Annotated in this window: 21 protein-coding genes; 13 read left to right on the top strand and 8 right to left on the bottom strand. The window is 66.0% G+C overall.

Going from position 1 to position 22,982, the window contains the following annotated elements; all coding sequences use genetic code 11:
• Positions 1 to 20: 20 nt before the first annotated feature.
• From fabB to AC1Q64_RS10425, 6 genes are all read right to left on the bottom strand, one after another.
• The gene (fabB, locus tag AC1Q64_RS10400; protein ID WP_492251267.1) at positions 21 to 1,244 is read right to left on the bottom strand and encodes a beta-ketoacyl-ACP synthase I; all 1,224 of its coding nucleotides are present in this window, start codon (positions 1,242 to 1,244) and stop codon (positions 21 to 23) included.
• Complete coding sequence (gene fabA, locus AC1Q64_RS10405; RefSeq protein WP_008907199.1) at positions 1,241 to 1,762, bottom strand: 3-hydroxyacyl-[acyl-carrier-protein] dehydratase FabA; 522 nt, start codon at positions 1,760 to 1,762, stop codon at positions 1,241 to 1,243. Before fabA ends, fabB begins: the two co-directional genes overlap by 4 nt.
• Before the next feature lie 161 nt (positions 1,763 to 1,923).
• Positions 1,924 to 3,555 (bottom strand): apolipoprotein N-acyltransferase, encoded by a 1,632-nt coding sequence (gene lnt / locus AC1Q64_RS10410; RefSeq protein WP_492251268.1) that lies wholly within the window; start codon positions 3,553 to 3,555, stop codon positions 1,924 to 1,926.
• Positions 3,555 to 4,439, bottom strand: coding sequence for a CorC family transporter (locus AC1Q64_RS10415; protein WP_492251269.1), 885 nt, complete (start codon positions 4,437 to 4,439; stop codon positions 3,555 to 3,557). Before AC1Q64_RS10415 ends, lnt begins: the two co-directional genes overlap by 1 nt.
• A 105-nt stretch (positions 4,440 to 4,544) precedes the next feature.
• Positions 4,545 to 5,285: a GNAT family N-acetyltransferase gene (locus tag AC1Q64_RS10420; protein ID WP_492251270.1), complete on the bottom strand. Its 741-nt coding sequence runs from the start codon at positions 5,283 to 5,285 to the stop codon at positions 4,545 to 4,547.
• Positions 5,286 to 5,632: 347 nt separating this feature from the next.
• Positions 5,633 to 6,115: an Lrp/AsnC family transcriptional regulator gene (locus AC1Q64_RS10425; RefSeq protein ID WP_015012403.1), complete on the bottom strand. Its 483-nt coding sequence runs from the start codon at positions 6,113 to 6,115 to the stop codon at positions 5,633 to 5,635.
• A gap of 165 nt (positions 6,116 to 6,280) precedes the next feature.
• Here AC1Q64_RS10425 and AC1Q64_RS10430 point away from each other — a divergent pair, with 165 nt between their 5' ends.
• From AC1Q64_RS10430 to phhA, 4 genes are all read left to right on the top strand, one after another.
• The gene (locus AC1Q64_RS10430) at positions 6,281 to 7,222 is read left to right on the top strand and encodes an esterase/lipase family protein (RefSeq protein WP_291439118.1); all 942 of its coding nucleotides are present in this window, start codon (positions 6,281 to 6,283) and stop codon (positions 7,220 to 7,222) included.
• Between the two features lie 3 nt (positions 7,223 to 7,225).
• A complete protein-coding gene (locus tag AC1Q64_RS10435; RefSeq protein ID WP_492251271.1) occupies positions 7,226 to 8,215 on the top strand; it encodes a lipase secretion chaperone in 990 nt (329 codons plus the stop codon).
• 186 nt (positions 8,216 to 8,401) lie between these two features.
• The gene (hppD, locus tag AC1Q64_RS10440) at positions 8,402 to 9,523 is read left to right on the top strand and encodes a 4-hydroxyphenylpyruvate dioxygenase (RefSeq protein WP_291439113.1); all 1,122 of its coding nucleotides are present in this window, start codon (positions 8,402 to 8,404) and stop codon (positions 9,521 to 9,523) included.
• A gap of 15 nt (positions 9,524 to 9,538) precedes the next feature.
• Complete coding sequence (phhA, locus tag AC1Q64_RS10445; RefSeq protein WP_492251272.1) at positions 9,539 to 10,378, top strand: phenylalanine 4-monooxygenase; 840 nt, start codon at positions 9,539 to 9,541, stop codon at positions 10,376 to 10,378.
• A gap of 887 nt (positions 10,379 to 11,265) precedes the next feature.
• On the opposite strand, the gene AC1Q64_RS10450 is transcribed toward phhA, so the two are convergent.
• Positions 11,266 to 12,162: an esterase/lipase family protein gene (locus AC1Q64_RS10450; protein WP_492251273.1), complete on the bottom strand. Its 897-nt coding sequence runs from the start codon at positions 12,160 to 12,162 to the stop codon at positions 11,266 to 11,268.
• A gap of 98 nt (positions 12,163 to 12,260) precedes the next feature.
• Here AC1Q64_RS10450 and AC1Q64_RS10455 point away from each other — a divergent pair, with 98 nt between their 5' ends.
• The 9 genes from AC1Q64_RS10455 (at position 12,261) to AC1Q64_RS10495 (ending at position 22,205) form a co-directional block, all read left to right on the top strand.
• Entirely contained in the window at positions 12,261 to 13,004 is a 744-nt protein-coding gene (locus AC1Q64_RS10455; protein ID WP_492251274.1) for an FFLEELY motif protein, read from the top strand.
• Positions 13,005 to 13,078: 74 nt separating this feature from the next.
• A complete protein-coding gene (locus tag AC1Q64_RS10460; protein ID WP_492251275.1) occupies positions 13,079 to 14,761 on the top strand; it encodes an AMP-binding protein in 1,683 nt (560 codons plus the stop codon).
• Positions 14,762 to 15,061: 300 nt separating this feature from the next.
• Positions 15,062 to 16,015 (top strand): sugar ABC transporter substrate-binding protein, encoded by a 954-nt coding sequence (locus AC1Q64_RS10465; protein WP_099731324.1) that lies wholly within the window; start codon positions 15,062 to 15,064, stop codon positions 16,013 to 16,015.
• 87 nt (positions 16,016 to 16,102) lie between these two features.
• Positions 16,103 to 17,764, top strand: coding sequence for a sugar ABC transporter ATP-binding protein (locus tag AC1Q64_RS10470; protein WP_492251276.1), 1,662 nt, complete (start codon positions 16,103 to 16,105; stop codon positions 17,762 to 17,764).
• On the top strand, positions 17,761 to 18,753 hold the full coding sequence (locus AC1Q64_RS10475; protein ID WP_492251277.1) for an ABC transporter permease: 993 nt from the start codon (positions 17,761 to 17,763) through the stop codon (positions 18,751 to 18,753). Before AC1Q64_RS10470 ends, AC1Q64_RS10475 begins: the two co-directional genes overlap by 4 nt.
• Positions 18,754 to 18,788: 35 nt before the next feature.
• Complete coding sequence (locus AC1Q64_RS10480) at positions 18,789 to 19,811, top strand: LacI family DNA-binding transcriptional regulator (protein ID WP_492251278.1); 1,023 nt, start codon at positions 18,789 to 18,791, stop codon at positions 19,809 to 19,811.
• Complete coding sequence (gene rbsK, locus AC1Q64_RS10485) at positions 19,808 to 20,761, top strand: ribokinase (protein ID WP_492251279.1); 954 nt, start codon at positions 19,808 to 19,810, stop codon at positions 20,759 to 20,761. The genes AC1Q64_RS10480 and rbsK overlap by 4 nt, the downstream gene beginning before the upstream one ends.
• Entirely contained in the window at positions 20,758 to 21,147 is a 390-nt protein-coding gene (gene rbsD, locus AC1Q64_RS10490) for a D-ribose pyranase (RefSeq protein WP_492251280.1), read from the top strand. The genes rbsK and rbsD overlap by 4 nt, the downstream gene beginning before the upstream one ends.
• Positions 21,148 to 21,272: 125 nt before the next feature.
• Complete coding sequence (locus AC1Q64_RS10495; protein WP_492251281.1) at positions 21,273 to 22,205, top strand: MBL fold metallo-hydrolase; 933 nt, start codon at positions 21,273 to 21,275, stop codon at positions 22,203 to 22,205.
• Between the two features lie 96 nt (positions 22,206 to 22,301).
• Here AC1Q64_RS10495 and AC1Q64_RS10500 read toward each other — a convergent pair whose 3' ends face one another.
• Positions 22,302 to 22,889, bottom strand: coding sequence for a DUF4124 domain-containing protein (locus AC1Q64_RS10500; protein WP_492251282.1), 588 nt, complete (start codon positions 22,887 to 22,889; stop codon positions 22,302 to 22,304).
• Positions 22,890 to 22,982 lie beyond the last annotated feature (93 nt).

Genomic DNA, 22,982 nt, shown 5'->3' on the forward strand with positions numbered 1-22,982 from the left:
TTGCGGTGGAGAGTCCGCGGTCAGTGGTTCCAGCGGCGCAGCACCAGGCTGGCGTTGGTGCCGCCAAAGCCGAAGCTGTTGGACAACACCGTGTTCAGCTGCGCATCGCGCGTTTGCGTGACCAGGGGCATGTCGCCCAGGGCCGGGTCAGGTGTCTCGACATTGGCCGAGCCGGCGATGAAGCCCTTGTTCAGCATGATCATGCAGTAGATGGCCTCCTGCACGCCCGTGGCGCCCAGCGAGTGGCCGGTGAGCGACTTGGTGGACGAGAACGGCGGCACCTTGTCGCCAAACAGGGCACGCATGGCGCGCACTTCCTGCATGTCGCCAACGGGGGTGGAGGTGCCGTGGGTGTTGATGTAGTCGATGGGGGCATCCAGACCTTCCATGGCTTGCTGCATGCAGGCAATGGCGCCGTCGCCCGAAGGGGCCACCATGTCTTCGCCGTCGCTGGTGGCACCAAAGCCCACCACTTCGGCCAAGATGTGGGCGCCGCGCGCCAGGGCGTGCTCCAGGCTTTCCAGCACCACGGCGCCGCCGCCGCCTGCGATCACAAAACCATCGCGGTTCGCGTCGTAGGCGCGCGAGGCTTGCTCGGGCGTGTCGTTGTACTTGCTGGACATGGCGCCCATGCCATCAAACAACAGCGACATGCCCCAGGACAGTTCTTCGCCACCACCGGCAAACATCACGTCCTGCACGCCCCAGGCGATCTGCTGGGCTGCCGCGCCGATGCAGTGCGCCGAGGTGGAGCAAGCCGAGGTGATGGAGTAGTTGATGCCCTTGACCTTGAAGTTGGTGGCCAGGCAGGCCGACACGGTGGAGCTCATGCAGCGCGTGACCTGATAGGGCCCCACACGGCGGATGCCCTTTTCGCGCAGTGTGTCGGCCGCTTCGATCTGGTTGGCGGGAGAGCCGCCGCCCGAACCCATGATGAGGCCGGTGCGCGGGTGGCTGACTTGGCTTGGCGTGAGGCCCGCCTGGGCGATGGCGTCTTCGAGCGCGATCTGCGCATAGGCCGCCGCATCGCCCATGAAGCGCAGCTGCTTGCGATCGATGCGCGCTTCGATGTCGATATCGGGCGCGCCACCCACCTGGCTGCGCAGGCCCAGTTCCTTGAACTTTTCCACGGCCTTGATGCCGCTGGTGCCCGCACGCAGCGAAGCTTCCACAGCGGCCAGATCGTTGCCAATGCACGAGACGATGCCCGCGCCAGTGATGACTACGCGCTTCTTGGTGGTCATGCTGCGTCCTTGCCGTCTTCCTCGCGCTTGAACAGGCCCACGCGCAGGTCGTTTGCCACATAGATTTCCTTGCCGTCCGCCAGCAGGCGGGCGTCGCCAATGGCCATGACCAGCTTGCGTTTGATGACGCGCTTGATGTCGATTTCGTAGGTGACCAGCTTCACGTCCGGGCCTACTTCGCCCGTGAACTTGACCTCGCCCGCACCCAGCGCACGGCCCCGGCCAGGCAGCTGCAGCCAGGTCAGGTAAAAACCGATGAGCTGCCACATGGCATCCAGCCCCAGGCATCCCGGCATGACCGGATCACCCTGGAAGTGGCAGGCAAAGAACCACAGGTCGGGTTTGACATCGAGTTCGGCGCGGATCTTTCCCAGCCCGTGCGCGCCACCATCGCTGTCGATGTGCGTGATGCGGTCAAACATCAGCATGGGCGGCAGCGGCAGGCGCCCGCTGTCGGCGCCGAACAGCCGGCCCTCGCCCGAGGCGATCAGTTGTTCGTAGGAAAAGGAATCTGCCATTTTCAGTCGTGCTCCAGAACGGCGGTTGGCCCGCCTCAAATCATCGTTTTACGCAACACCAGCCCCCGGTTGCGGGCCTCTATTATCAAGGCATAGGGAGCCGCCTCTAAACATGGGTTTGCGCAGGCCCCTGCGCCGCCGGGCGCAATGCCTGACCTGGATCAATTGCCACGCGGCCTGCGGCTCCCGCTGGCGACCATGGCCCCCACCAGCGCCAGAGCCCCCAGCGCCCACAGCGGCCACAGCCCCCAGCGGGACACCCACCACGCATAAGGCGTGATGGCCCAGCCACTTTGTGCGTCCAGCCCCCGGCCCTGCACCTCGCCTTTGAGCACCCCGCGCGTATAGCGGGCCAGCTGGTGCGTAACCACGCCCCGGTGGTCAATGATGACGGTAGCGCCTGTGTTGGTGGCGCGCACCATGGGGCGCTCGAACTCCAGCGCACGCATGCGGCTGATGTGCAGATGCTGGTCGATGGCCAGGGTGTCGCCAAACCAGCCGATGTTGCTGAAGTTGACAAACACCGTGGGGGCCTGGGCGGGGTCGATGAATCGCGCGCCCAGCTCCTCGCCAAACAGGTCTTCGTAGCAGATGTTCGGCGCGATGCGCTGCCCCGCCACGGCAAAGGACGCCTGGCCCACCGTGCCCCGGTTGAAGTCTCCCAGCGGGATGTTCATCATGGCCGTGAACCACTTGAAAAACGGCGGAATGAACTCTCCAAACGGCACGAGGTGGTGCTTGTCGTAGCGGTAGGGCTCTGCCTGGGTCGTGGCACTCATGCCCAGCACAGAGTTGGTGTAGCCCTGCGCTTCATCCCCCAGCGGAATGCCCACCATGGCGGCCTGGGCCCCTTGCGCATAGTGTTGCTGGATGCCCTCCAGATACCCTGGGATGAGCTGCTGCGGCAGCAGCGGTATGGCGGTCTCGGGCGCCACCACCAGGTCAGCCTGGGCGTTGCGCAGGGCCTCGGCATACCACTGCAGGGCCAAGGGCACGCCGCTGCCGGATTGGAACTTTTCGTCCTGGGGGATATTGCCCTGCAGCAGCTCCAGGCTCAGGGGGGGCGCTGCGCGCCGTGCCGGGGTGTGGCACAGATTGACCGCGCACAGCCGGTCCACCGTGGCCCAGGCCAGCAGGCCGCCCGCCGCCAGCACCAGCGCCCACCAGCGCGCGTTGCGCAGATCGGTGGCACGCACCTGCACCACGCCCATCGCCAACGCCGCAGCCACCGCGCTGATGCCATACACCCCCATGTGGCGGGCCAGCACGGCGAGCGGCCCATCCACATGCGCGTAGCCGCCAGCACCCCACGGGAACCCCGTCCACCAGACGCCCCGTGCCAGTTCGGCCAGCAGCCACAGCGCTCCGAAAAGAAGAGCACTCCCGGCACGATTCATCGGCGCATACCGGCAAAACAAGGCCAAAGCCGCCGAATAGTAGCTGGCCAGAAAGGCAGCGAGCCCCAGCACCGCTGCCACGGCCAAAGGCGCGGGCAGGCCACCATAAGAATGCATGGAAATGAACAGCCACCAGAAAGTGCCTGCCAGCCAGGCGGTGGCAAACACCCCGCCGACGAGCGCACCGCGCCGCCAGGGCGCAGCGACGCGCGGGTGCTCCACAGCGAAAGGCCGCACCATCCAGGCGAGCGCAGCCATCGAAGCCAGCTGCAGCCACCACAAGGGTTGGCCTCTGCCCGGCCAGGCCAGCGAGGCCGCCTGGGCCAGGCCCGCCGCCAGTGCCAGCAGCAGTTGCGGCAGCAGCGGCCCGCCCGCCATCCGAGAGCGCCGCGACATCAGCCGTCGGAGGGAGTGTCTTCGACCCTGGACACCTTGAACCAGCGCACCGCCCCGCCCTTGGTGTGCAGCACCACAAAATGCAGGCCGCTGAGCTGCAGATGCTCACCGCGCTTGGGCACATGGCCCATTTCGTGGGCAATCAGGCCGCCGATGGTGTCGAAATGCTCGTTGGGATCGCTACCCACGATGGCCACCTCAAAGGCCTCGGCCACGCGCTCGATGGGAGTGTCACCACTCACCCGGTAAGTCCGATCGGCCAGGCCAAAGATATCGCCATCGTCTTCCGGGATGTCGAACTCGTCCTCGATCTCGCCGACGATCTGCTCCAGCACGTCTTCGATGGTGATGAGCCCGGCCACACGGCCAAACTCGTCGATCACGATGGCCAGGTGGTTGCGGTTGCCCCGGAACTCGCGCAGCAGGTCGTTCAGGCCCTTGCTTTCGGGGACAAACGCTGCCGGGCGCAGCAGGGCGCGAATGTTCAGCTCGGGCGCCCGCTGCAGCTTGAGCAGGTCCTTGGCCATCAGGATGCCGATGATGTTCTCGCGCTCGCCCTGGTACACCGGAAACCGTGAATGTGCGGTGCTGATCACCAGGTGCAGCAGCTCATCAAAAGGCGCATCGATGTTGACGAGGTCCATGCGCGGGGCGGCCACCATCACATCGCCCGCCGTCATGTCGGCCATGCGGATGACGCGCTCCAGCATCACGCGCGAGTCAGCGCCGATGACCTCGTTGTCCTCGGCCTCGGCCAGGGTTTCGATGAGTTCTTCCGTGGAATCCGGCCCAGGATGGATGAACTCGGCCACTTTCTGCAGGAAGGTGCGCTTATCTTCCCTCTCGGGCGGTCGCCCGGGGTGCGCGGGGTGCGGGTCAGACACTGTCTGGAGTGCAGGACGTGCGGTAGTGAATCAGGCCCCTAGGATAGCGGATTGCCGTGACAACCGGCCACCGCTGGCGTCAGAGCCGGATTCGACCGCAGCGGCTCACTCGGCCGACTGGTGGCGCGCGTGTTGCACTCCACTGCGCACTTCCTGCACATTGGCCAGAAAGTCCCAGAACTGCTTGGCCTGCTTTTTGAGCTGGTAGTCCACCTCGGCGAACTGTTGCTCGACCATCTCGGTCATGCGCGTGTCGAGGCTGGCGGGTGGGATCTGCAGGTAGGCCTCGGACTCGGACCCGTCGCGGCGCAGGGTGGCACCGGCGTTGCGCGCGATCTTGAGCATGGCAGTGTTTTCGGACAGCGCATGGATGAACACCATGTTCACGCCCTCATTGCGCGCATGCATCACGGCGCGCTCGAACAGGCGGGCGCCAAAGCCACGGCCCCGTGCCTGCTTGAGCACGGACACACCAAACTCTGCGCAGGGCTTGTGCTCGGGGTTTTCCGAAAATGCCAAGTGGGCCATGGCGATGAGTTCAAGGCGGCGGTTGTAGATGCCAAAGATCTCGTCGCGCTCGAAATTGAGCTGCTCGGCGTAACGGCGGATCTGTTCGTCGTTGGCGGCATAGCCAAACCGCAGGTAGCGGTCTGCAGGCTCCAGCTGCAGCAGGTGCTGGGTGATCCGCTCCCGGTAGGAGGGGCCCAGGGAGCGGATAGGAACCATCACGGGCGTCTCCTGCTGGTGGATGTGAATGTCAGAGGCAGAAGAGCCGCCGGTTACCGGGCGCAGCAGGTCCCGGCCTGCGTACCAGGATGCCTTGAGCCAGTCTTTGGTTGCGAACATGTCGCCAAATATAAGGGTTTTCCCTCATTTTTTCCAGTCCAAATTGCTGCGTTGCAACAAAATAGTGATCCTACTCAAAATGCGAAAAAATCAGCCACAAGCGCCAGAAGATCATGCCTCGACAGCTATCAATTTCAGAGCATTCATGATCAGAATCTCCTCTGCACGGGTCGCAGACGCGACGGCTGGGGTGGCTGCACTCCTGTCTTCGCCAACCCTTCTTTGCACACGCCAGAGCGTAAAGCGCGGACCGCGTTACAGCAACCTCCGCCACATCAACAGACGCCACAGAGAGTCACGCCCGTGACGTGCACAGGCTCTGTCAACGAGTGAAGGCCAGCGCCGGATTACACCGGCACGGCCGTGGTCGCCTTCACGCGGTCGAGCACAAAACTGGTCTTGCAGTCCTGCACGCTGGGGTGCTTGAGCAATGTGTCCATGATGAAGCGGCTGTAGTGCGCCATGTCGGCCACCACCACGCGCAGCAGGTAGTCCATTTCGCCGGTGAGCGATGCGCACTCCACCACTTCGGGCCAGGTCTGCACACTGGCGCGAAACAGGTCCATGGGGTTGCGCTTGTGGCTTTCGGTGTGTTTTTCGAGCCGCACATTCAGGTACGCCGTGAGACCCAGCCCCACGGCTTCGGGCTGCACCAGCGCCACATAGCGGTGGATCACGCCGCTGTCTTCCAGCCGCTTGACGCGGCGCAGCACGGCACTGGGCGACAGGCCCACCTGTTCACCGATGACGTCGTACGTCTCGCGGCCGTTGTCCTGCAGGCGGCGCAGGATGGCGCGGTCCAGCTTGTCGAGTGCGTCAAAGGCTTTCATGACGCAGGATTTTACGAACAACTGCGTAATTTCTGCATGGTGCGCCGCACACACGGGTATGTCCCGATAGTGACTCCATGGGCTGAATACAAAAATTGATCTCGCAAAAAAGAACGGTCGTTCGTTTTTGCGAGCATAAGAAACCATACCAACGGAGACAAACACATGACCGGATTTTTCAGCCGCTTTTTGCGGCGACTGGTGCTGGCAGCAACGGCGGGGTTGCTGCTGCTGGGCGTGGGCGCACAGGCACAAACGGGCTACGCCCAGACGCGCTATCCCATCGTGCTGGTGCACGGCCTGTTCGGCTTTGACTCGGCCCTTGGGATCGACTACTTCTACGGCATCCCCGACGCACTGCGCCAGGGCGGCGCCAAGGTCTACGTCGCCCAGGTCTCGGCCGCCAACAGCACCGAGGTGCGCGGCGAGCAATTGCTGGCACAGGTCAAGACCATCCTGGCGCTGACCGGGGCCCCCAAGGTGAACCTGGTGGGCCATTCGCACGGTGGCCCCACCACCCGCTATGTGGCGGGCGTGGCGCCGCAGCTGGTGGCATCGGTCACCTCGATTGGCGGCGTGAACCGGGGTTCGCGCGTGGCCGACATCCTGCGCGGTGTGGCGCCTGCAGGCTCGGTGTCTGAAGCCGTGGCCAGTGCCGCCGCCAAGGCGCTGGTGGGCCTGATCAACCTGACATCGGGCGGCACCGGCCTGCCCCAGATGCCCACGGCGGCGCTGGACTCGCTGACCACGGCAGGCTCGGCCAAGTTCAACAGCCGCTTTCCGCAAGGTGTGCCCACGTCCGGCTGCGGCAGCGGCGCCGAGCTGGTGAACGGCGTGCGCTACTACTCCTGGACCGGCACCCTGCCCCTGACCAACGTACTCGACGCCAGCGACGCCCTGCTGGCCACCCTGAGCCTGACCTTTGGCGAAGCCAACGACGGCCTGGTGTCGGCCTGCTCGTCGCGCCTGGGCAAACACCTGGGCGACTACCGCCAGAACCACCTCGACGAAGTCAACCAGCTGCTGGGCCTGCGCGACTGGTTCTCCACCGACCCGGTGACGCTGTACCGCCAGCACGCCAACCGCCTCAAGCAACAAGGCCTGTAAGCCATGGCCCAGCCCTCGCGCACCTGGGCGGTTACCGCCGCAGTCCTGGCCCTCACCACGGCCGCTGTGGTGTGGTGGCTGGTGGGCCCTGCCGGGTTGGGCGCGGGGGATACACACCCATCACCGGCGGGGGCGGCCACCGCCTCCGCCGGTGCCGAGACACAACCCTCTCCAGAACAGGGCGCGGACCAAAGTTTTTTTGCACGCCGCCGCGCCATCACCACCGACGGCCCGGCCGACCCGCTGCTGGTGCACGGCCTGCGTGACATCCTGGAAGCCCTGTTGATGGAAGCGGGCGACGCCAGCGACCCAGCCGCACTCAAGCAGCGTCTGGCCGCCTTGGTGAACCAGCATTTCCCCGCCGCCCTGGCCACGCGTGCGCTGGCACTGGCGGAGCGCTATGTGGACTACCGCGTGGCCCTGGGCAGCTTGCGCGCGCCGCAGGACCTGACCGACCCACGCGCACTGCGCGATGCGCTGGAGGCACGCCACAAGGTGCGCCTGCAGTTCTTTGACGACGCCGAATACGATGCCCTGTTCGCCCGCGAGGCAGAACTGGATCGCTACACCCTGGCGCGCCTGGAGATTGCGCGCAACCCCCAGCTCAGCCCGGAGCAGCGCGCGCAGGCGCTGCAAGCTGCTGACAACGAGCTCTCCACAGAACGCCGCGCCGAACGCAGTGCCGCCACCGCACACATGGCCGCCGCCGCGCAGACCGCCGCGTTCAACGCCAGCAACGCCGACGAACGCACCCGCTACGGCGCACGCAGCGCGCAATACGGCCCGGCTGCCGCCCAGGCCATGGCACAGCTGGACCGGGACGAGCAGCACTGGAACCAGCGCCTCGACCAGTACAGCCAAGCCCGCGCCCAGCAGGGCGAGGGCCCCAGCCTGCAGCAATTGCGCCAGCAGCTCTTCTCGCCCGAGGAGCAACAACGCATCGACGCCGCCCTGGCGCTGCGCCAGCTCAACGCGGGCACCTCGGGGTCGTAGCTCTGCTGGGGCCGACGCAGCCCCGGGCAGCAATCCAGCCTCAGCGCGCCGCCAGACTGCGCCAAATTTTGACCATTCACAAGATTCCTGCAAATCAAGCGACCAAGCCTCTTGATTTCGCCAGAAACATGAGGCAAGGCACGCCTACAGTTCATGACATTCATCAACGAATGCCGGAGACACCCCATGAACGCCGCCTTGCCGCAACAAACCACCGCCCAGCTCGACGCCTGGGACAACCCCATGGGCCTGATGGGCTTCGAGTTCGTCGAATTCACCTCGCCCCAGCCCGGCGTGCTGGAGGCGGTGTTTGAAAAGCTCGGCTTCACCCTGGTGGCCAAGCACCGCTCCAAGGATGTGGTGCTGTACCGCCAGAACGGCATCAACTTCATCCTGAACCGCGAGCCCCACAGCCAGGCCGCCTACTTTGGCGCCGAGCACGGCCCATCGGCCTGTGGCCTCGCCTTCCGCGTGAAGGATGCCCACAAGGCCTACAACCGCGCACTGGAGCTGGGCGCCCAGCCCATCGAGATCCCCACCGGCCCCATGGAACTGCGCCTGCCCGCCATCAAGGGCATTGGCGGTGCGCCGCTGTATCTGATCGACCGGTTTGAAGACGGCAAGTCCATCTACGACATCGACTTTGAATTCATCGAAGGCGTGGACCGCCGCCCCGTGGGCCACGGCCTGAACCTCATCGATCACCTCACGCACAACGTGTACCGGGGCCGCATGGGCTTCTGGGCCAACTTCTACGAGAAGCTGTTCAACTTCCGCGAAATCCGCTACTTCGACATCCAGGGCGAATACACGGGCCTGACGTCCAAGGCCATGACTGCGCCCGACGGCAAGATCCGCATCCCGCTGAATGAAGAATCCAAACAGGGCGGCGGCCAGATCGAAGAATTTTTGATGCAGTTCAACGGCGAAGGCATCCAGCACATCGCGCTGATCTGCGACAACCTGCTGGACGTAGTGGACAAGCTGGGCATGGCCGGCGTGCAGCTGGCCACCGCGCCCAACGAGGTGTACTACGAGATGCTGGACACCCGCCTGCCCGGCCACGGCCAGCCGGTGCCCGAGCTGCAGTCGCGCGGCATCTTGCTGGACGGCACCACGGCCGACGGCACGCCCCGCCTGCTGCTGCAGATCTTCTCCACGCCCATGCTGGGCCCGGTGTTCTTCGAGTTCATCCAGCGCGAGGGCGACTACCGCGACGGCTTTGGCGAAGGCAACTTCAAGGCGCTGTTCGAGTCGCTGGAGCGCGACCAGATCCAGCGCGGGGTGCTTGGCACCAAGAACGCCTGAGCGGGGGCCCTCACCATGGCCGTCGAACCCGTCGTCTACGGCGCCAGCGAGCGCCCTCCCCGTGGCGACTACAGCCGCGCCAGTGCCGACTACACCTGCCCGCAGGATTACGCGGCCTACACCGCCGCCGACCACGACACCTACCGCCGTCTGTACGAGCGCCAGCGCGCCCTGCTGCCTGGTCTGGCGAGCCAGGCGTTCATCGACGCCCTGCCCTCACTGGGCGCGAGCGACCGCATCCCGCGTTTTGAAGCGGTGAATGAGCGCCTCTACAAAGCGACCGGCTGGGAGCTGGTGGGCGTGCCGGGGCTGATCCCCGAGGTGCCCTTTTTCACCCTGCTGGCCAACCGCAAGTTCCCGGTGACGGACTGGATCCGCAAGCCCGAGGAGTTCGAATACATCGTCGAGCCCGACATTTTTCATGACCTGTTCGGGCATGTGCCGCTGCTGTTCAACCCGGTGTTTGCCGACTATGTGCAGCGCTACGGCCAGGGCGGGCTGAAGGCGCAAGGGCTGGGGTCGTGCGAGATGCTGAGCCGCTTGTACTGGTACACGATCGAGTTCGGGCTGATCCGCGAAGCGGGGCAGTTGCGGGCCTATGGCGCTGGCATCCTGAGTTCGTCGGGCGAACTGGCGTATTCGGTGCAGAGCCCGGAGCCGCAGCGCATTCCGCTGCAGTTGGAGCGCACGATGCGCACGCGCTACAAGATCGATACGTACCAGCAGACGTATTTTGTGATCGACAGTTTTGAGCAGCTGTTTGAGATGACGGCGGCGGACTTTGCGCCGATCTATGAGCGGCTGCGTGGGTTGCCGGAGTTTGCCGCGGATGAGCGGGAGGCTGTGGCAGCTTGATTTTTTGAAGAAAACGGCTGCTAGCGCTAGTGAATCATGCCTTAGCAGCTACGCTTTCAATAGCAACTCTCCTGCATCCAGCAATGCTGGGCTGGGATTGTTGGGCCTTGTGGATGAATCGGTCTCTGTGCCTGGGTTGAGGGCGGGGGCCGGGAGTCGCCCGGCAGGCGAGTCCCTTTCTTTCGCGTCGCCGAAAGAAAGGAACCAAAGAAAGGGCGACCCCACTGTATGCGTCCCCTGCGCTTCGCTACGGGGCAACCTGCGGTGCTCGGGTTTGGCGGGGTCTCGCTCAACTCGCGCCGCTGCGCGTCGCTCAGACACACGCGAGCCCTGATCCGCCAAACCCTGCGCTCCTCGGCGCATCCAGAGGGGCAAAGGGAGCAGAACATCCACACAGGCCATCGCTGCGCTCGGCCCCACCTCGCGGGCGCAAGCGTTTCGCGCTGCGCAGGCGCGGCCGAGCGTAGCAATGGCCCGAATGGCTGTCCGGCTGTTTGGCTCCCAACCCCTGCTGGCTGCGCCGGCGGCGGGGCGGCACGCGCGTCGGAGCGCGCGTGCTTCGTGCTCTGACCCGCCGTGGATGTCTGAACGAAGCCGCATCGCAGCGCAGTGAGTTCCACGGCGCACCCCGCAACCGCCCCGCCGCAGGTTTGCCCCTTCGCACAGCGAAGGGGTCGCAGACTGGGGGTCGCCTTTTCTTTGGTGACTTTCTTTTGGCGAAGCAAAAGAAAGTTACTCGCACGCCGGGCGACTCCGGCCTCCGCCCTCAACCAAGCATGCAGTCCGATGTGCAGCTCACGCCCGACGCAGCCATCGAAAACACACTACAAAATCAATAGCTATCAGCGCTTTGCATACGGGCGCTAGTAGCAAAAAACTTCAAAAAATCACCCTCGACTTATCTCTTCCAGACAAGCCGTCATCACCCCAGGGTCAAACGCCATCTGCACATGCGCAACCCCTTCCACCAACCGGTTGTCCGCCCCCACCAACGCCGCCGTGGTCGCCGGAAACACGATGTTGTCGCAGTTCGAATACCAGCAGCTAAACAGCGCTGCCCGCCCCGCAGGCTCCGCCCGCTGCAAGGCCACCACCCAATCCCCCGCCAAGCTCATCTGCCGCCCGTTCACCGCGCGGCTGAAACGCCCCAGCCACGTGCCGCCATGCGGCGTGCCCAGCGTCAACACACGGTGCACTCGGCCGTCGGCTTGGTGCGCCCGCAGCCACGCCCGCACCGCCAAGCCCCCCATGCTGTGGCACAACAACACCGGCGCCTGGCCCGTGGCCGCCGTCACTTGGCGCACGGCGTCTTCGATGATGTCGGCGTACTCGTCAATCGAGCCCATCACCGGCTCCAGATTGACCGCTACATAGGCATGCCCCTGTGCTTGCAATGGCGCAAACCACGGCAGCCACAAGCCCCGGTTGCACATGAAGCCATGCACCAGCACCACGCCGCGCTTTCCCGTCGGCTGCGCAGGCAGCCAGTCGGGCACGGAAGCGTGGCGAAACGGCTGGCGCCAGCAAAACACCATCAACGCCACCCACACCTCGGCCCACCAAGCACCCACAACCTGCGACAGGCGGGCGCGGGGTGCAGCGTCGGTGCGGTTGGTGATGTGCATCAGCACAAACTCCACCGCCATCACCACCAGGTACATGCTGAGCGGCACCAGTGCCCACAGCACAGCACGCAACGGTGAATGGGGCCACTGCCACAGCAGCCAGGCGGCCATGGTCAGCAGGATGAACAGGAGCAGGATTCGTTGCCAGCGCGCGATCATGGTGGTGATGGGCAAATGTTGTAATCGACCAGCCGCATTGTGCGGTCTCACCACAGCCCGACACCGCACCCCGCAGAACGCCGAAAGGACCCCGCCCCATGGATGCCGCCCAGACCATCCGCGACTGCATCGCCGACGTGACCGCCCTGCGCCTGCACCGCACGGGCGACCCGGCGCTGGGGGCCGCGGTGGGCAGCGTCAAAAGCCTGCAGGCGCGGCGCTTTCGGGGCACCTATGCGGACCTGGTGGACTCGCCCGCGTTCGGACCCGCAGCGCAGTTCTTTCTGGAAGAGCTGTACAGCGACACCGACTACACCGACCGCGATCTGCAGTTTGGCCGCATCGCCGGCACGCTGCAGACCATGTTCCCTCAACCGGTCGTGACCACCGCCGTGGCCCTGGCGGTGCTGCACGCACAGACAGAGGGACTGGACCAGGACATGGGCCGTGCATGGTTGCTGCACGAAGCCGATGCGGCCAACGTTGCAGACCGCTACACCGCCGCCTGGCGCACTGTGGGCCAGCGCCATGCGCGGCAAGAGCAGTTGCAGCGCGTGCTGGCCATGGGCACCGACCTGGCGCGCCTGACCCGCACGCCGGGCCTGCGGATGATGCTGCGCATGATGCGGGGCCCGGCCAACGCGGCCGGCATGGGCGCGCTGCAGAAATTTCTGGAGGCGGGGTTTGACACCTTCGGCCAGCTCGCTCGCCAGCGCGGTGGGGTGGAGCAATTCCTGGCCACCATCGAGCAACGCGAGCGGGCGCTGATGGACCAATTGTTCGATGCCGATCCTGTCACCTGCGGGACCCAGCTCGCCCACACACTAGGACAAGCCCGATAGCCCGCAACGCGCCCGCCTTCCACAATCTGTGCCCACCTATCAATGGCATTTGGCGAGCACAAGGAAACAAGCGCATGGAAAAGATCTGGCTCAAGAGCTACCCCCCGGGCGTCCCACACGACGTGAAGCCCGAGCAATACCGCTCTGTGGCCCACCTGCTGGAAGAGTCGTTCCGCAAACACGCATCCAGTCCGTTCTCGGTCTGCATGGACCAGTGGATGACCTATGGCGAGCTGGAGCGCCGCTCGGCCGCGCTGGGGGCCTATCTGCAGAGCCTGGGGCTGGAGCCGGGTGCGCGCGTGGCCATCATGCTGCCCAACATCCCGCAGTTTGGCGTGACCATGGCCGCAGTGCTGCGCGCAGGCTACACCTGCGTGAACGTGAACCCGCTGTACACCGCGCGCGAGCTGGAGCACCAGCTCAAGGACTCGGGCGCCACCGCCATCGTGATCCTGGAGAACTTTGCCCACACGCTGGCTGAGGTCATTGACCACACGGCCGTCAAGCATGTGGTGATGGCCTCCATGGGCGACCTGCTGGGCTTCTGGTTTGGCAAATGGATCACCTTCGCCGTGCGCCACCTGGCCAAGATGGTGCCTGCCTACGACCTACCCCTGTCGAACGGCCGCAAGGTCGTCACCTTCAAGAAGGCACTGTCGCTGGGCGAGCACAAGTCGCTCGCGCCCAGCCAGGCCACGCTGGATTCGATTGCCTTCCTGCAGTACACGGGCGGCACCACGGGCCTGTCGAAGGGCGCGGTGCTCACCCACCGCAACATCGTGGCCGCCACGCTGCAGGCCGAGGCGTGGTTCACGCCCGCGCTGTCCAAGGTGGGCGACCTCTCCAAGGCCAACAGCATTGCCGCACTGCCGCTGTACCACATCTTCGCGCTCACGCTGTGCCTGCTGGCCATCCGCCAGGGCTCCAGCCTCACGCTGATCCCCAACCCACGTGACATTCCCAAGTTCATTGCCGAACTGAAGAAGCGCCCCTTCCACATGCTGCCCGCCGTGAACACGCTGTTCAACGCGCTGCTGCAAAACCCACAGTTCAAGACGCTGGACTTCTCGCACCTGTGCGTGTCGCAGGCCGGGGGCATGGCGGCCAGCGAGGGCACGGCCAAGCAATGGCAAAAGGTGACCGGCAGCACCATGATCGAAGGCTGGGGCATGAGCGAGACCTGCGCCATCGGCACCAACAACCCGGTGATCAGCACCACCTTCAGCGGCAACATCGGCCTGCCCTTGCCGGGCATCGACATCGCCATCAAGGACGACGAAGGCAACAGCCTGCCCCAGGGCGAGTCGGGCGAGATCTGCATCCGCGGCCCCAACGTGATGGTGGGCTACTACAACCAGCCCGAAGAAAACGCCAAGGCCTTCACGCCCGACGGCTTCATGCGCACGGGCGACATCGGCATCATGGACCCGCAGGGCTACACCCGCATCATCGACCGCAAGAAGGACATGATCCTGGTGAGTGGCTTCAACGTGTTCCCCAACGAGCTGGAGCAGGTCATCAGCCTGTGCCCCGGTGTGGTCGAATGCGCGGCCATCGGCGTGCCCGACGAAAAGCAGGGCGAGGCCATCAAGGTGTTCATCATCAAGAACGACCCGGCCCTGACGGAGGACGAAGTGGCCAACTACTGCCACCAGAACCTCACCGGCTACAAGCGCCCCAAGTACATCGAGTTCCGCGACGAGCTGCCCAAGAGCAACGTGGGCAAGATTTTGCGCAGGGAGCTGCGCAAGGCTTGACGCCGTTTTAAGGGCAGCGCGCCAAACGCAGCCCCTGCCACCTCCCCCAGGGCGCTTCGGCGCCCTTTTTCTTGGGTGCAAACCATGGACGCCATCCTCCGGCACCCGGTGCTCCCATGTCCGTATCTTCGGGTTTTTACTGATTAGCAAACGTTTGCGCAAACGTTTGCTTTCGATATCATCCAGTTCGCGACAAGGCACCGGGGCATCGGCGGTCACTCCTTTTGAGGAGGTCTGCTGGGGATTCCCCTCGACGCTGTCGGTCGCCTTCGTCCACATTCCAACCTGGAGACAAAACCCATGCAGTTCACCCGCCGTTCCGTTCAGACCGCCGCCGCCCTCGCCGTTGTGGGCAGCCTGCTGGCCAGCCCTGCGTTTGCGCAGGACAAGCCGAAGATCGCGCTCATCATGAAGTCGCTGGCCAACGAGTTCTTCCGCACCATGGAAGACGGCGCCAAGGCGCACCAGAAGGCCCATGCCAAGGAATACACGCTGGTGGCCAACGGCATCAAGAACGAGACCGACACGGCAGCCCAGATCAAGATGATCGAGCAGGCCGTGGCGCAAAAGGTCAGTGCCATCGTGCTGGCCCCCGCCGACTCCAAGGCGCTGGTGCCCGTGGTCAAGACGGCCATCGACAAGGGCATTCTCGTGGTCAACATCGACAACCAGCTCGATGCCGATGCGCTGAAGGAAAAGAACATCACCGTGCCGTTTGTGGGCCCGGACAACCGCGCAGGCGCCAAGCTGGTGGGCGACCACCTGGCCAAGACGCTGAAGGCCGGCGACAAGGTCGGCATCATCGAAGGCGTGTCCACCACCTTCAATGCGCAGCAGCGCACCCTGGGCTACCAGGACGCCATGAAGGCTGCCAACATCACCGTGGTGGGCGTGCAGTCCGGCAACTGGGAGATCGAAAAAGGCAACACCGTGGCCGCCGGCATGATGCGCGAGCACCCTGACCTCGTGGCCCTGCTGGCCGGCAACGACAGCATGGCCCTGGGCGCCGTGGCGGCCGTGAAGGCCGCCGGCAAGACCGGCAAGGTGCAGGTGGTGGGCTACGACAACATCGGCGCCATCAAGCCCATGCTGGCCGACGGCCGCGTGTTGGCCACCGCCGACCAGTACGCCGCCAAGCAGGCCGTGTTCGGCATCGAGCTGGCACAGAAGGCCCTGGCCGCCAAGACGCCGCAGAACCAGCTGCCCGCCACGGTGAAGACGGATGTGGTGCTGGTGACGAAAGACAGCAAGTAAATCCGAGAGCGGCGAACAAGGCCCTTCTGGCGTTGTTCCCCGCTCAACCGATAAACACCGCCCTGCAGCCGCCCACTTCAAGCCCCCATGCCCAGTCGCTCGCCCGATCCTCAGTCCCCGCCCTTGCTCGCCATCCAGGCCGTGGGCAAGGACTACACCGCCACCGTGCTCGATGGCGTGAATGTGGAGCTGTTTGCGGGCGAGGTGCTGGCGCTGACCGGGGAGAACGGCGCGGGCAAGAGCACGCTGTCCAAGATCCTCTGCGGGCTGGAGCAGCCCACGCGCGGCGGCATGCAGCTGGCGGGGCAGGCCTACGCCCCCACCTCGCGCCGCGATGCCGAGCGCCACGGCGTGCGCATGGTGATGCAGGAGCTGGGCCTGGTGCCCACGCTCACCGTGGCCGAGAACTTGTTGATGGGCCGTCTGCCGCACCGGCTGGGCTGGCTGCAGCGCGATGTGCTGCACTCCGCCGCCCGTGCGCAGCTGTCCAAGATCGGGCTCGACACCATCGACCCCGCCACGCCGGTCTCGCAGCTGGGCATCGGCCAGCAGCAGATGGTGGAGATTGCGCGCAATCTGCAGGACGACACGCGCATCCTGGTGCTCGATGAACCCACGGCCATGCTCACGCCGCGCGAGACCAACTACCTGTTCGAACAGATCGCCCACCTCACCGCACGCGGCGTGGCCATCATCTATGTGTCGCACCGGCTTGAAGAACTGCGCCGCATTGCCGACCGCGTGGCCGTGCTGCGCGATGGCCGCCTGGTGGACGTGCGCCCCATGGCCGGCATGAGCGAAGACGACCTGGTGCAGCGCATGGTGGGCCGCGTGGTGAGCGACCTGGACCACCGCCCGCGCCGCCCCATCGGCCCCGTGGTGATGAGCGCTGAAAACCTGGGACGGGGCACCGCCGTGCAGGACGTGAGCCTGGAGCTGCGCGCGGGCGAGATCTTCGGCATTGCCGGGCTGGTTGGATCGGGCCGCACCGAGCTGGTCCGCCTGCTGTTTGGCGCCGACCGGGCAGACCGTGGCAGCGTGACGCTGCACCCGAATTCAGAGCAAAAACAGCCGCAAGCGCTAGTGGATCATGCGCCAGCAACTACACAAAACATAGCAAAACCATCAACTACAGCACCCACCGCCCCCCGCACCTGGCAGCGGGGTTTCGCATCCCCGCTGCAGGCCATCGCCGCAGGCGTGGGCCTGGTCACCGAAGACCGTAAATCCCAGGGCCTGCTGCTGTCGCAGCCCATCCGCATCAACGCCACACTGTCCGACCTGTCAGCCGTGTCGCGCGGCGGCTGGCTGCAGCGCGGGCTCGAAAGCCGCCTGGTGCAGGGCTTTGTGCGCACGCTGGGCATCCGCTGCCGCAGCCCCGAGCAGCCTGTGGGGCAGCTGTCGGGCGGCAACCAGCAAAAGGTGGTGTTTGCCCGCTGGCTGCACCGCGAAGGCCGCGTGCTGCTGCTCGATGAACCCACGCGCGGCGTGGACGTGGGTGCGCGCGCCGAGCTGTATGGCGAGCTGGACCGCATGGCCCTGGAAGGCCGCGCGCTGCTCATGGTGTCGTCGGACCTGCGCGAACTCATGGCCATGGCCGACCGCATCGGCGTGATGAGCGCGGGCCGCCTCGTGGCCGTGTTCGAGCGCGGCGAGTGGTCCGAGCAATCGCTGCTGGCGGCCGCGTTCTCCGAGCCCGGCGGGCGCACCAGCAACACCCCTTCAACTTCTTCTCCTGTGACCGCATGAACGCCCCCACCACATCTGCCGCGCCCGCTGCGGCGCCCTCCTCCGCCTCGGTCTGGCGCAGCCAGCTGGGCACCTACCTGGGCCTGCTGGCCGTTTTGGCGGGCATGGTGGCGCTGTTCTCGTCGCTGTCCGAATATTTCTGGAGCGCCGAGACCTTCATCACCATCGCCAACGAGATTCCGGCCCTGGCCGTGATGGCGGTGGGCATGACCTTTGTGCTCATCATTGCGGGCATCGACCTGTCGGTGGGCTCGGTGATGGCGCTGGCCGCTGCGACCTCGGCCGCCGCCATCCTGCAATGGGGCTGGACGGTGCCCGCCGCCGCCGCGCTGGCGCTGGCCACGGGCCTGGTGTGCGGCACCATCACGGGCACCATTTCCGTCGCGTGGCGGCTGCCCTCGTTCATCGTGTCGCTGGGCATGCTCGAAGCCGTGCGCGGCAGCGCCTATGTGGTCACCGACTCGCGCACGCAGTACGTGGGCGATGCGATTTCGTGGCTGTCAGCACCGTTTTTTGGCGGCATCTCGTTCGCCTTCTTGCTGGCCGTGGTGCTGGTGGTGGTGGCGCAGCTGGTGCTGTCGCGCACCGTGTTCGGCCGCTGCGTGGTGGGCATTGGCACCAATGAAGAAGCCATGCGCCTGGCCGGTGTGGACCCGCGTCCCATCCGCGTGATCGTGTTTGCCATGACCGGCCTGCTCGCAGGCCTGGCAGGCCTGATGCAGTCGGCCCGGCTGGAAGCCGCCGACCCCAACGCGGGCACCGGCATGGAGCTGCAGGTGATTGCGGCCGTGGTGATTGGCGGCACCAGCCTCATGGGCGGGCGCGGCTCGGTGGTGAACACCGCGTTTGGCGTGCTCATCATCGCGGTGCTCGAAGCAGGTCTGGCCCAGGTGGGCGCCAGCGAGCCCAGCAAGCGCATCATCACGGGTTTTGTGATCGTGGCGGCCGTCATTGTGGACACGCTGCGCCAGCGCCGCGCCGCCCGCTGAACCTGTTTCAACACACCGATTTTTCTTCTTCCTGCATGGCTACTATAAAGGACGTTGCGCGCCACGCCGAGGTGTCGGTCACCACGGTGTCGCACGTGGTCAACGGCACACGCCGCGTGAGCCCCGAGGGGCGCGAGCGCGTCGAGGCTGCCATCCGTGCCCTGGGCTACGTGCCCAGTGCCATTGCGCGCAGCCTCAAGAGCAACAATACGCGCACGCTGGGCATGCTGATCCCCAACAGCTCCAACCCCTACTTTGCCGAGATCGTGCACAGCGTGGAAGACCGCTGCTTTGGCGCGGGCTACAACGTCATCCTGTGCAACACCAACGACGAGGCGCACCGCCAGGGCTCCTACCTGCAGGTGCTGGCCGAACGGCGCATCGACGGGCTCATCGTAGTCTCCACCGGGCATGACGCCACGCTGGCCACGCAGCTGGCGGGCCTGTCCATCCCCACCGTGCTGGTGGACCGCGAAATCGACATCGCCGGGCAGCAGCCCTGTGACCTGGTGGAAACCGCCCACATGCAGGGCGGCCTGCTGGCCACGCGCCACCTGCTGTCGCTGGGCCACCGGCGCATTGCCTGCATTGGCGGCCCCGAAGGCATTGCACCCAGCGAACAGCGCATTGCCGGCTGGCGCACGGCGCTGGCCGACGCGGGCTGCGGCACGGGCGAGGGCCTGCTGTGGCACGGCAACTTCACGAGCCAGGGTGGCTACGAAGCCATGCACGCGGTGCTGCGCGCGCCCGAGCCGCCCACTGCCGTCTTCGTGTGTAACGACCTCATGGCCATGGGCGCGCTGTGCGCCGCGCACGAGCGCGACCTGCGCGTGCCCGAGGCACTGTCCATCGTCGGCTTTGACGACATCGAACTCACGGCCTTCACCAGCCCACCGCTCACCACCGTGGCGCAGCCCAAGCAGCGCATCGGCGCGCTGGCGGTGGACATGCTGCTGGAGCGCATCGACGGCAAGCGCCAGGACGCGCGCAAGGTCATGCTGCAGCCCGAGCTGCGCGTGCGCGCCTCCACCGCCCATGCGCCCGGAGGTGTGGCATGAGCACGCCCCAAACACCCCACGCGCCCCGCATTGCCGTCGTCGGCAGCCTGAACATGGACCTGGTGCTGCAGGTGCAACACGCGCCGGGCCCTGGAGAAACCGTGCTGGCCGACGCCCTGCATCTGGTGCCCGGTGGCAAGGGCGGCAACCAGGCCGTGGCCTGCGCGCGCCAAGGCGCCCAGGTGGCCTTGTTCGGCCGCGTGGGCGACGATGGCTACGGCCACACGCTGCGCGCCGGGCTCGACGCCGACGGCATCGACCACAGCGGTGTGCAGACCGACACCGACACCACCACCGGCGTAGCCGCCATCACGGTGGAAGCCACGGGGCAGAACCGCATCGTGGTCGTGCCCGGCGCCAATGGCCGGTTTGTGCTGGACGCTGCCGCGCTGGGCGCTGCGCTGCAGGGCGCAGGCGGCCTGGTACTGCAGTTCGAAACCCCCCTGCCCCAGGTACTGGCCGCCGCCGCGATGGCCCATGCCGCTGGCTGCCCCGTGCTGCTCAACCCCTCTCCCATCCAGCCCCTGCCCGATGCGATGTGGCCGCTGGTGCACACGCTGGTCGTGAACGAGGTGGAAGCCGCCGCGCTGGGAGGCCAGCGCGTGACCACGCCCGCCGATGCCGCGCAGGCCGCGCAGGCCCTGCGCGCCAAGGGCCCCGCACAGGTCGTAGTAACTCTGGGCGCTGCGGGCGCCGTGGCCGCCGATGCGGCAGGCAACCGCTACCACCCCGGCCTGGTCGTGAAAGCCGTGGACACCACGGCCGCTGGTGACACTTTCCTGGGGGCACTGGCCGTGGCGCTGGCACGCGGCGAGCCGCTGGACGCCGCCGTGCGCGAAGGCATCCGCGCGTCGGCGCTGTGCGTCACCCAGCCCGGCGCCCAGCCCTCCATCCCTACCCGCGCCGCCGTGGCGCAAAGCCCCCAACCGCCCGCCTGGAGCCCCCTGTGAAACGCACCGCCCTGCTGCACGCCGAACTCTCCCACGCCATCGCCACCCTGGGCCACGGCGACATGCTGGTGATCGGCGACGTCGGCCTGCCCATCCCCAACGGCCCGCTCCGCATCGACCTGGCTCTCACGCCCGGCATCCCGGCCGTGGCCGATGTGCTGCGGGTGGTGCTGGACGAAATGCAGGTCGAAAAAGCGCTGATCGCCACCGAAGCCGTGGAGCGCAATGGAGGGCAGTTGCCCGCCTGGTGCCACTTGCCGGTGGAGCCCCAGTCCGTATCGCACGAGGAGTTCAAGCGCCTGACCGAGCAGGCCAAGGTGATGGTGCGCACCGGCGAGTGCACGCCTTATGCCAATGTGATCCTGGTGGCGGGCGTCACGTTCTGACACAGCCTGGGCGGCCAGGCTGCGGGTTTTGGAGGACTTCGGGCAGGCACGACCTGCGGTACGCTGGGCAGCAGCCCACGGCGCGGCGTTAAAGCCCGCCACCGAAGCCCCGAATTCCTGCACCCATGCCCACCACAGCGCCCCACGATCTCCTGCCCCCTGAAATCACCGTTCTCGAACGCGGCTGGCTGTCGGCCAACAACATCCTCTTCATCGGCCAGCACGACACAGCCATCGTGGACACCGGCTATTGCAGCCATGCCGAGCAAACCGTGGAGCTGGTGCGCGATGCTCTCGCGGGCCGCAGGCTGGACCGCCTGCTCAACACCCACCTGCACAGCGACCACTGCGGCGGCAATGCCGCGCTGCAAAAGGCCTGGCCCGGCGTGCTCACGGCCATACCGCCCGGCCAGGCCGACCATGTGCGCCAGTGGGATGCCTACGCGCTGAGCTACACCCCCACAGGGCAGGAGTGCCCACCCTTTCGGGCCGACACGCTGCTGGTGCCGGGCTCGTGCGTGCTGCTGGGCGACAAGCCCTGGCAGGTGCATGCCGCGCCGGGGCACGACCCGCACTCGGTGGTGTTGTTCGAACCCCAGGGCCGCGTGCTGATCTCGGCCGATGCGCTGTGGGAAAACGGCTTTGGCGTGGTGTTCCCGGAGCTGGAGGGCGACGATGCCTTCGCCCAGGTGGGCGCCACGCTGGACCTGATTGAAACGCTGTCGCCCCAGGTCGTGATCCCGGGCCACGGGCCGGTGTTTGCCGATGCGCCCCGCGCCATCGACGGCGCCCGTCGCCGCCTGGATGGTTTTGTGCGCAACCCGGGCAAGCACGCGCTTTATGCGGCCAAGGTGCTGCTCAAGTACAAGCTGCTCGAATGGCAGCAGATCGGCATACCCAACCTCACGGCCTGGGCGCAGGCCACGCCGTATTTCGGCATGCTGCGCGCACGGCACTTTGCCACGCAGACCGAGGCCGAATGGCTGGAGAGCCTGGCAGATGAACTGGTGCGGTCAGGCGCCGCTGCGCGCCAGGGCGAGGTGCTGCACAACGTGTGAGGCCTGGCGCCTCGGCATGGCTGGGTGCCAGTGCGTGCCCTGACGGAGGGACCCCACCACTGGCGCAAAGCGCCTGGGCGGATCAGCACAACGCCCTCAGTGCTTGTATTGCTTGTCGCAGCCCGTCACGTGGTTCTTGCTGCTGGACATGCACTGGTAAAACGACTTCTTGTTGCCCGAGGCGCCCTGACAGTCCGACACGCTGTACTTGCCCTTGGCCTCGCGGATTTTGGGGGCGGCGGAATCAAACGCTGCCTGCGTCATGTAGCCATCGCGCACGTTCTTCTGGCCCACCTCCAGCATCAGGTCGGCCTGGTAGTGAATGTTGTCAACGGCCACGGCGCAGTTCAGGGGCACCTGCTGGCTGTCCACGGTGCCCAGCGATTTCTTGAGCCCTTCGCCAAACTCCTCCACGTCCTTGGAGACCTTCTTGGTGCCATCGGGGTTGTACTGCTGGCCCGCCTTGGCGCTGGCGCCCTTGTTGCCGGATGAGGTGCTGCCGCCACTGGTGCCGTTGTTGCTTTGCAGCTTCAGCGGCTCGGCGTCCTGTTTGGCGGGCGGGGGCTGCGAGCCATAGTGGGTCTTGCCATCGGCATCCACCCACTTGTACACGGGTTGCGCCTGAGCACCCGCGCCCCACGCCCACACTGCGGCCACACAGGCCATCCATGCCAGTTTGCCCATCACACCCTCTCTCTTTTAATTAAAACCCACTGAAGCGCCAGTTGAACATGCGCCTTCAGCTCCTCTATTTATAGCAAACCTGCTACCCCTCAC

Source organism: Acidovorax sp. GW835-FHT14G06 (assembly GCF_058793595.1).